Source organism: Dietzia sp. Alg238-R159 (assembly GCF_900537145.1).
Lineage (GTDB): Bacteria > Actinomycetota > Actinomycetes > Mycobacteriales > Mycobacteriaceae > Dietzia > Dietzia kunjamensis.
In genome coordinates this window covers 1-7,413 of the sequence record NZ_UNRI01000020.1, presented here as the reverse complement: position 1 = coordinate 7,413, position 7,413 = coordinate 1, and the positions used below count along the sequence as shown (strand labels likewise).

The window sequence follows — 7,413 nt, the reverse complement described above, 5'->3', positions numbered from 1 at the left end:
GTCGTAGATTGCTTGGTGCTGCCACCGGTCTGCACCCGGACGCCGAACTCGCCTGCGCGGCGATCAACATGGCCGTGGCGACCCGCGGCGGTATCGAGGAGGTCCACCAGTCTGGGTGGCGTGAGGACCCGTCGAAACGAGCCATATTTCACACCGATCGGGGCAGCACCTATACCGCTCACGCGTTCACGAAACTATGCCAAGACCTCGATATTCGCCAATCGATGGGGCGGGTCGGATCGTGCTTTGACAATGCTGCCGCCGAAGCATTTTTCAGCTCGCTGGAATGGGAAGTTTTGTCGCAACACACCTTCGAAAACACCCGCGCCGCCCGGGCCGCTGTGTTGGACTGGTGCTACGGATTCTACAACCACGACCGACGACACAGCACGATCGGAATGGTGAGCCCGATCAGCTACGAGACCGCCGCGGCGACCGAACCGGAAGCCGCCTAGGAAACCCTCCACGATTCGGGGGGAACCACATTTCAGAGCAAGTGCTGAACCAGCTCACCGCCGGGTAGTGCCCCGCGGGCCGGCCCTTTTCGCGGCGGGGGGCGAGTAATCGGGGCCGGGGGAATTCAGGTGGCCCGGCGGGCCAGCGTGGGGGAAGGGCTGCTTGGTGAGCGCCACCCACATGCTAGCCAGCACGAGAGCGATGCCTGCCCCAGCCCAGGCAGTCGGTCGTTCGCCGAGGACCACTATCCCGATCAGCAGACCGAACACGGGGATCAGGAACATCCACACCGTCAGGGAGGACAGCCGTGAGCGTTGAGCCTCTACGAACCAGGCCAGAGTGGTCGCTGCGGTCGCCACCAGGCCGAGGAATGCCAACACGATCACGAACCGCGGGGTCCAGTTAATGGCCGGGGGGCCTTCCACGGTGAGGGCGACCCCGGCCAGTACTAGCCCCCCGATCAAAAAGTGGGCAGCGCTGAGCACCACGACGTCGAGGTCTGCCAAACCGCGCACCATCAGCGTGCCCGCGGTTACTGCTGCGGCCGCGAGTAGCGAGAGTAGCGCTCCTGATCCGCCGCCTCCGGGTATCGAGACGATAAGCAGTCCGGCGAACCCTGTTCCCAGGGCCAGCCCGGTCCGTGCCGTGATTCGTTCCCCGAACAGCCACCAAGCGGGCAGCAAGATCAGCAATGGTTGGGCGTTGGCCAGTACTGCCGCGACCCCGGTGGACAGCCCGGCGACGCCAGCGAACATTGCGGCGAAGGCAAACGTGACGTTGACCAACCCGAGGGCCGTGATCTTTGCCCACGCTGTGAAAGAGGACGGAATCTGTCGTCGCTGAAAGAGGGCGACGAGAGCCAGGGCGCCACCGCCAAGTAGCGCCCGCAGGGCTGCAAACCGGCCCTTCCGGATTTAGAGTGCGTTGATCCGATTCTGGAGCTGTCCGGAGTGGATCAGTGACCGCAGGATGTAGTGCTTGAGGTTTCGGAAGCCCAGGGCGATTCCGCGGAGGTGCTCGAGGCGCCCGTTGATGGCCTCGACGGGGCCGTTGGAGGCGCCCACGTCGAAGTAGGCGAGGATCTCCCGATGCCGCTTCCACAGTGACCGGCCAAGTTGGGCCAGCTCGGGGAGTTCTTTCGGTACACCGGCCCGGATGGAGCGCAGGAGCTTGTACATCGCGATCTTGCCCTCCCGCTTGCCGGAGGCCTCGTAGGCGGCGATGAGTCGCTGGTAGACGCCGTAGGTGACCTCCACCGCCGCGTGTGCATCATGGGCGGTGAACGCCTTGAACAGGCGGGCCTTCTGCTTGTCGGTCAGCAATTCGGCGCGGATGCGCAGGATGCGGCGGATCCCGTACAGGGGGTCACCGGTGCGGCCCCGGTGCCCGGTGGTGGCCTGCTGGATGCGTTGGCGGCACACGGTGAGCTTGTCGGCGGCTAGGTGCACGACGTGGAACGGATCCATCACCGTCCGTGCTTCGGGGACGGCTTTGGCCGCGGCGGTGTGGTAGCCGGCGAACCCGTCCATCGTCACCACCTTGACTCGATCTCGAAACACCTGGTCGCGGGCGTCGAGCCACTCGGTGAGCACCTTCGCCGAACGCCCCGGGACCATGTCCAGCAGGCGCGACGGGCCAGTGCCGTCCACGACCGGGGTGAGGTCGACCAGCACGGTGACGAACGAGCTGCTGCCGTCGCCGCGCACGTGCTTCCACTTGTGCTCATCGACACCGAGAACGCGGACGCCATCGAAGTGTCCGGGCTGGTCGTAGACCATCGCGCGAACCTCCGAGACAGCCAGGTCATTGACCAGATCCCACCCCAGCCCGAGGGCCTTGGCCACCGCGGACACGCTGGTGCGGTCGATCGCCAGACGCTGCAGAATCCAGCGGCTGCAACGGCGGGTGGTCTTGGCCCTCGGCTCAGCCAACGCCGGCATCCGCTGCTGGAAGATGCGCGTCTCGCATTCGATGTTGTCGCAGGTGAAACGCGGTACCCGCACATGCAGCCTCGTGGGGTGACCCACGATCGGTAGATCCGTGGCCTTCCGCTGGACGTGGTCCCGAAGCCTCCCCGCGACACCGCACTCGGCGCACACCGGGTCCAGTGTGACCGGGGCGCAGAACAGGTGCGTGAGCTCGTCGGCCACGGCGGCTTCAGTGATGGTCACCCCGAGCTCGACGGTGCGGCAGATGGTGTCGGCAAGCAGGCTGGCGGTAGCGTTCAAGACGGGTCCTGGGGATGCGAAGTGCTGGTGTAGGAACTTGCATCTTCACACGCCCCAGGACCCCTACATCTTGTGCCTCACCGCATCACCGGCGAACCCCAGCTACGCACTCTAAATCCGGAAGGGCCCGCAAACCACAGCAGCGGCGCATCGCGCAGTCCCCATTTGATACCGAGGAAGCAGGCAGCCAGGGCGGCGGTGATCCATAACATCCGAAGCGGGGACGGTTTGCCGGTTAACGCAGGGGATCCGCCTTCGGCTCGCGGGGAGGTCATCGACGCCCCCGCGGTTGACTGTCTGCCGATTTGTCGCTCGGGCTGGCCATCCGGTCCGGGGGTCTTGAGCTACAAGAACTCAATCGGCGCGGGAGGGGAGAGGTGACGCTTTCAAGGGGAAGGGTCGCGAAGAGCCCGCTGGGTTTGGCCCACGCAAGGAGCTGCGAGCGAAGCAATAGGTTGACGAGCGGATCGACGAGCCCGCTGGCGGGCAGGCCGGCGAGCGGGTGGTCCTTGCCTGCCCAGTGGGAATTCTGCCGATTTGTGCCACCCGTACCGCGACCGAGGGGCAACCTCACCAGGGTGTGGTGTAGCTCAGAGCACCTCATCGCGTCGGTGACCTCTACTTCGGCAGCGGTGGCTGCACCGGCGGCGGGAGAGGACGCGATCCATGTATGCACTGCCTGGAAGGTCATCGCCTCTTCTGTTCTGTCGGACATCGGTAGCCTCCTCGCCGCGGTGGGTGGCCCGCGATTTTCTAGCTCGCATCCAATGTGACTGTATGCGGTGTTACGGCCGGAGTTGGGCAGAGCCTCCCTCAAAGTATGAATGTGAAGAATGCCACCGCCATAATCCCGGAGTGCTCTTTCAGAATGTTTATTGAACCTTCATCGGAGGTGACTCCAAACTTCATCTTTTTGCGAGATCATTACCAGTATTTGAATGAGGAGCAGATGTGACGGACCAGGATCCAATTACCGGCCTGCCTGAAAGCCCTATTGGGGAGACGGTGGTGTTGGCCGCTCACGGTGTGGCTAAGTCCTACCGAACCGGGTGGTGGCCACGACGGCGCACCCGACGCGTGCTGCGCGGCGCGGACATCGAGCTTCGACCTGGCGAGATCGTGGGTCTAGTGGGCGAAAATGGGTCGGGGAAATCAACTCTGATGAAAATTTTAGTGGGTGCTTTACCCCGAGATAGCGGCACCATTAGCCACACTGGGCCCATCGGATTCTGTCCGCAGGAGCCGATCCTGTACGAGAGGCTGACCTGCGACGAGCACTTCGACCTGTTCGGTCGGGCCTACCGCATGGACGACGACGAGATCGAGCGGTCCAAAGACGACATCTACACCACGTTGGGCTTTGTCGCGTGGAGGCACGCTCGCGTTGAGGCGCTGTCCGGGGGGACTCGGGCCAAGCTCAACCTCGGCTTGGCGCTGCTTCCGGACCCTGACCTGCTGCTACTGGATGAGCCCTACGCCGGGTTCGACTGGGACACCTACCAGCGGTTCTGGCAGTTGACCCGAGACCGGCGCGAGTCCGGGCGCAGTCTGTTGATCATCAGCCATTTCATCACTGACGCCGAGCGCTTCGACCGCATCTACGACCTGGTCGACGGCAGGACGATCTTACGATGACGACCCCATTCACTGTGTCGTTGACGTGGCGGTATCTGGTCGAGTCTGCCCGCCGTCCAATAAATTTGGTGCTACTGGGCGTCGTGCCCCTGGTGTTTGTGACCTTGACAGCGGACACGATTGCCGAGTTCGCCCGGATCCTGGGTGGGCAAGCCAGCCTCGGACAGTTGGAGGCGGTGACCGCCGGCTGGGCCTCAGCATTTCTGGCTGGCGTGGCGGGGTTCTTCCACGTCAGCGGGTCCCGTCAGGCAGATCGACGACTGGCTGCCACGGATTCCTCCCCGACGAGGGTCGTGCTGGCCAGGCTGGCGTCGTCTCTGGCGTTGGCGGGCGTGGCGGTTGCCGGTTCACTTCTGGCGCTGGCGCTTCGTACCGACATCGTTGACGTGGGCCGCACAGTGACAGCCACCGTCATGTTTGCCCTCATATACCTGGGACTCGGCACAGCGGTGGGTGCGCTATTGCGCTCCGAAGTCAACGGCTCTTTGGTGATCGTCTTCGTGTGGATGTTCGATGTATTCCTCGGACCGGCGATGGGTCCGTCCGACTCATGGATTACCCGCGTGTTCCCTTCACACTTTCCGACGTTGGTGATGCTCGATGCCAGCACTGGCCACGCGGGCCCGCTCAGTGACCTTGGCGCCGCAGCGGTCTGGACCCTTGGCGGGCTGGTGCTCGCGTTCGGTGTCCTCGTGTTGACTACCGGCCACCGCCGCACCAGTCGTCGTGCACCCGAGTCGACCTGGGGGCGCACACGGGTGGCGTCGCGGTTCGCCTGGCGCGAGTATCGACGCAACGTCGCACTGTGGGTTCTGCTTGTCGGTCTTCCCTTCTTTTTCATCTCTCTGTCGATCGCCATCACCCCTGATCAGCCCACCCCCGTTGCACTCACCGAGCGCGGCCAGGACACGATCGCCATTGTCTCGATGATCGATGTGCACGGAGCGATCATGGTGCCGATCACCGTGGCCTTCCTGGCCGGCCTGGCTGGCCTGTTCGTCGTGCTCGGATCACTCGAGGCCGACCGGCGACTCGTTGTGGCCGGCTACCGCACCGCAGAGGTGCTCGCGGCTCGTCTCGGGGTGATCCTCTTGGCCGCAGTGTTGGTCAGCGCGGTCTCCCTGGGCGTGACCAGCTTCAGCTTCCAACCGCGTTCGTGGGTGGCGTTCGCGCTCGCGACCCTGGCGGTTGCCCTGACCTACGCCATGCTCGGAGTGCTGATCGGACCTATAGTCGGGCGCCTGGGCGGCCTGTACTTGATGTTCATGCTGCCTTTCCTTGATGTCGGGTTGGCCCAGAACATCATGTTCGACGCCGCCCCACCCGACTGGGCGACTTGGATGCCCTCCCATGGAGCTGTTCGCGTCTTGACCGACGCAGCGTTCACCCCCAGTTTCGACGAGACCGCCGGGGCGTTACTGGCCCTTGGCTGGCTAGCTGGGATCACGCTCGCGGCAGCCATGGTGTTCCACCGGATTGCCGCACCGGGCCGCACCCCACTGAGGACAGCCAGCTAAACGTCGAAGACGACGTCGTGGTTCACCTCGTGCACGAACCCCTGGACTCTCAAGTGTGGTGGGAGGCAATTTGACAGGGGTGCGCGGCTCGATTTTTTGCCCCCCGCGACATCTCCCGTGTCAACCAGAATCCGGCGCCGAGCAGCAGTACAGCCCCGTAAATCGTGCTCCGCGCCGGAACTTCGGCGAAGACCAGATACCCCAATGTCGTGGCTACCACAGGGGAGACAATGATATCGACCAGCGAGTAAACATTGGCGTTGAGAACTTTCAAAACGATGGAGATGCCGAAATAGGCGAATCCTGTGGAAATCACGCCCAAACCCCCCACCCAAAGCATCACCGGCACGGAGATACCTAGCCCGGGATAGGAGATTGTGGCTGACACCTTGCCGGGCCCGACGAGCAGCAGCGAGGGCGACAGCACCAGTGCCGCGGCCAGGAGCGACCAGGCTATGTCGTTACCCGTCTCGGTCTTGCCCTCATAACGCATGTAGGTGATCATCGCCGCATAGATCGCCCCGGTTGCCAACGCCACAAGATTGCCCAGGGTGTGACCGCCGCTGAGCGGGTTAGCCACGGCGATACCGGCCAACGCAATGACGAAAATCCCGATGTAGCGCTTGTGCGCCTTCTCGCCAAGAAACAGTGCAGAAAAAATGAACACGAAGAACGGGGCAATACTCCAGAATATCACCGCATTGGCGATGGGCACCAACGTCATGGCGTAGTTGAACACTCCGCCCTGGGCCGCGATCAGCGCGCCGATGATGACCGTGTCCTTTACGTTCCCGCGCGGGAACCGGGGCCATTCCCGGCTCGCCAGTGCCCGCGCAATGAACAGAAACACCGCCGCGAAGGCCATCGCGTAAAACGTCAGCGTCTGGACGGGAATCAACCCGTCGCTAAGCTTGACAAATACGCCGATAGTCGCTTCAGACACGGTGATCAAAGCCAGCAGCAGTAGCGCCTTCATGTTCTATTTTTCGGCGCGGGCCGCGTGATGTCGATCGCTTCGGCGCCAGCCTCATCAAGGTGGCCGGTCTCCACTTGCAAGGTGGTGAAGAAGAACCCGAACTTGTTTTCGAGCACAGTGGAGGCTGTTTGCAGGACGGTTTGTGGATCGGCGCCCTCGACCACTCGAAGGTGTCCGGAGAAGATATAGCGTCCGCTGGTCAGTGCTGACGCGTGAACGTGGTGCACCCCTTGGACCCCCTCGGTGTCCTCCAGTGCTGCCGTGATCTCGTGAGGTTCCCCCGGATCCGTAGAGGGATCAGCTATAAGGGGAAGCGATGCCAGAGAAGCGCCAGAAGTACGACCGGGAGTTCCGTGAGGGAGCGGTCCGGATCGTCGAGGAGACCGGGAAGCCGATCGCCCAGATCGCCCGAGACCTTGGGGTCAACGCGGGCACCTTGGGCAATTGGGTCAATCAGGCTAAGGAAGCTCGGGAGGGCACAGAAGGCCTGTCCAGGGGCGACATCGAGGAGCTCAAGCGGCTGCGAGCAGAGAACGCGGAGCTGAAGATGGAGCGTGATGTCCTCAAGCGATCCGTGGTCCTGTGGGTCAAGGATGCGACG

General features: G+C 63.3%; 8 protein-coding genes. 4 read left to right on the top strand and 4 right to left on the bottom strand.

Going from position 1 to position 7,413, the window contains the following annotated elements; translation table 11 throughout:
• The coding region (locus G6R20_RS18065) for a DDE-type integrase/transposase/recombinase (RefSeq protein ID WP_163377243.1) at positions 1-455 on the top strand (455 nt) is incomplete at its 5' end.
• 54 nt (positions 456-509) lie between these two features.
• On the opposite strand, the gene G6R20_RS18060 is transcribed toward G6R20_RS18065, so the two are convergent.
• The gene (locus G6R20_RS18060; RefSeq protein WP_240341558.1) at positions 510-1,319 is read right to left on the bottom strand and encodes a DMT family transporter; all 810 of its coding nucleotides are present in this window, start codon (positions 1,317-1,319) and stop codon (positions 510-512) included.
• 51 nt (positions 1,320-1,370) lie between these two features.
• Entirely contained in the window at positions 1,371-2,684 is a 1,314-nt protein-coding gene (locus G6R20_RS18055; RefSeq protein WP_163377242.1) for an ISL3 family transposase, read from the bottom strand.
• A 951-nt stretch (positions 2,685-3,635) separates the two neighbouring features.
• Between G6R20_RS18055 and G6R20_RS18050 the strand changes: the two genes are divergently transcribed.
• Both G6R20_RS18050 and G6R20_RS18045 read left to right on the top strand, forming a co-directional pair.
• Entirely contained in the window at positions 3,636-4,319 is a 684-nt protein-coding gene (locus G6R20_RS18050) for an ATP-binding cassette domain-containing protein (RefSeq protein ID WP_096907171.1), read from the top strand.
• Positions 4,316-5,836 (top strand): ABC transporter permease, encoded by a 1,521-nt coding sequence (locus tag G6R20_RS18045; RefSeq protein ID WP_163377241.1) that lies wholly within the window; start codon positions 4,316-4,318, stop codon positions 5,834-5,836. The genes G6R20_RS18050 and G6R20_RS18045 overlap by 4 nt, the downstream gene beginning before the upstream one ends.
• Before the next feature lie 49 nt (positions 5,837-5,885).
• Here G6R20_RS18045 and G6R20_RS18040 read toward each other — a convergent pair whose 3' ends face one another.
• Together G6R20_RS18040 and G6R20_RS18035 are read right to left on the bottom strand one after the other, a co-directional pair.
• Positions 5,886-6,812, bottom strand: a complete 927-nt coding sequence (locus G6R20_RS18040) for a DMT family transporter (protein WP_163377240.1) — start codon at positions 6,810-6,812, stop codon at positions 5,886-5,888.
• Positions 6,809-7,039 carry a hypothetical protein gene (locus G6R20_RS18035; RefSeq protein WP_163377239.1) on the bottom strand — a complete coding sequence of 77 codons (231 nt, stop codon included), beginning with the start codon at positions 7,037-7,039 and terminating at the stop codon, positions 6,809-6,811. The genes G6R20_RS18040 and G6R20_RS18035 overlap by 4 nt, the downstream gene beginning before the upstream one ends.
• 89 nt (positions 7,040-7,128) lie before the next feature.
• On the opposite strand from G6R20_RS18035, the gene G6R20_RS18030 reads away from it, so the two are divergent.
• A partial coding sequence (locus G6R20_RS18030; RefSeq protein ID WP_163377238.1) for a transposase occupies positions 7,129-7,413 on the top strand: 285 nt, incomplete at its 3' end.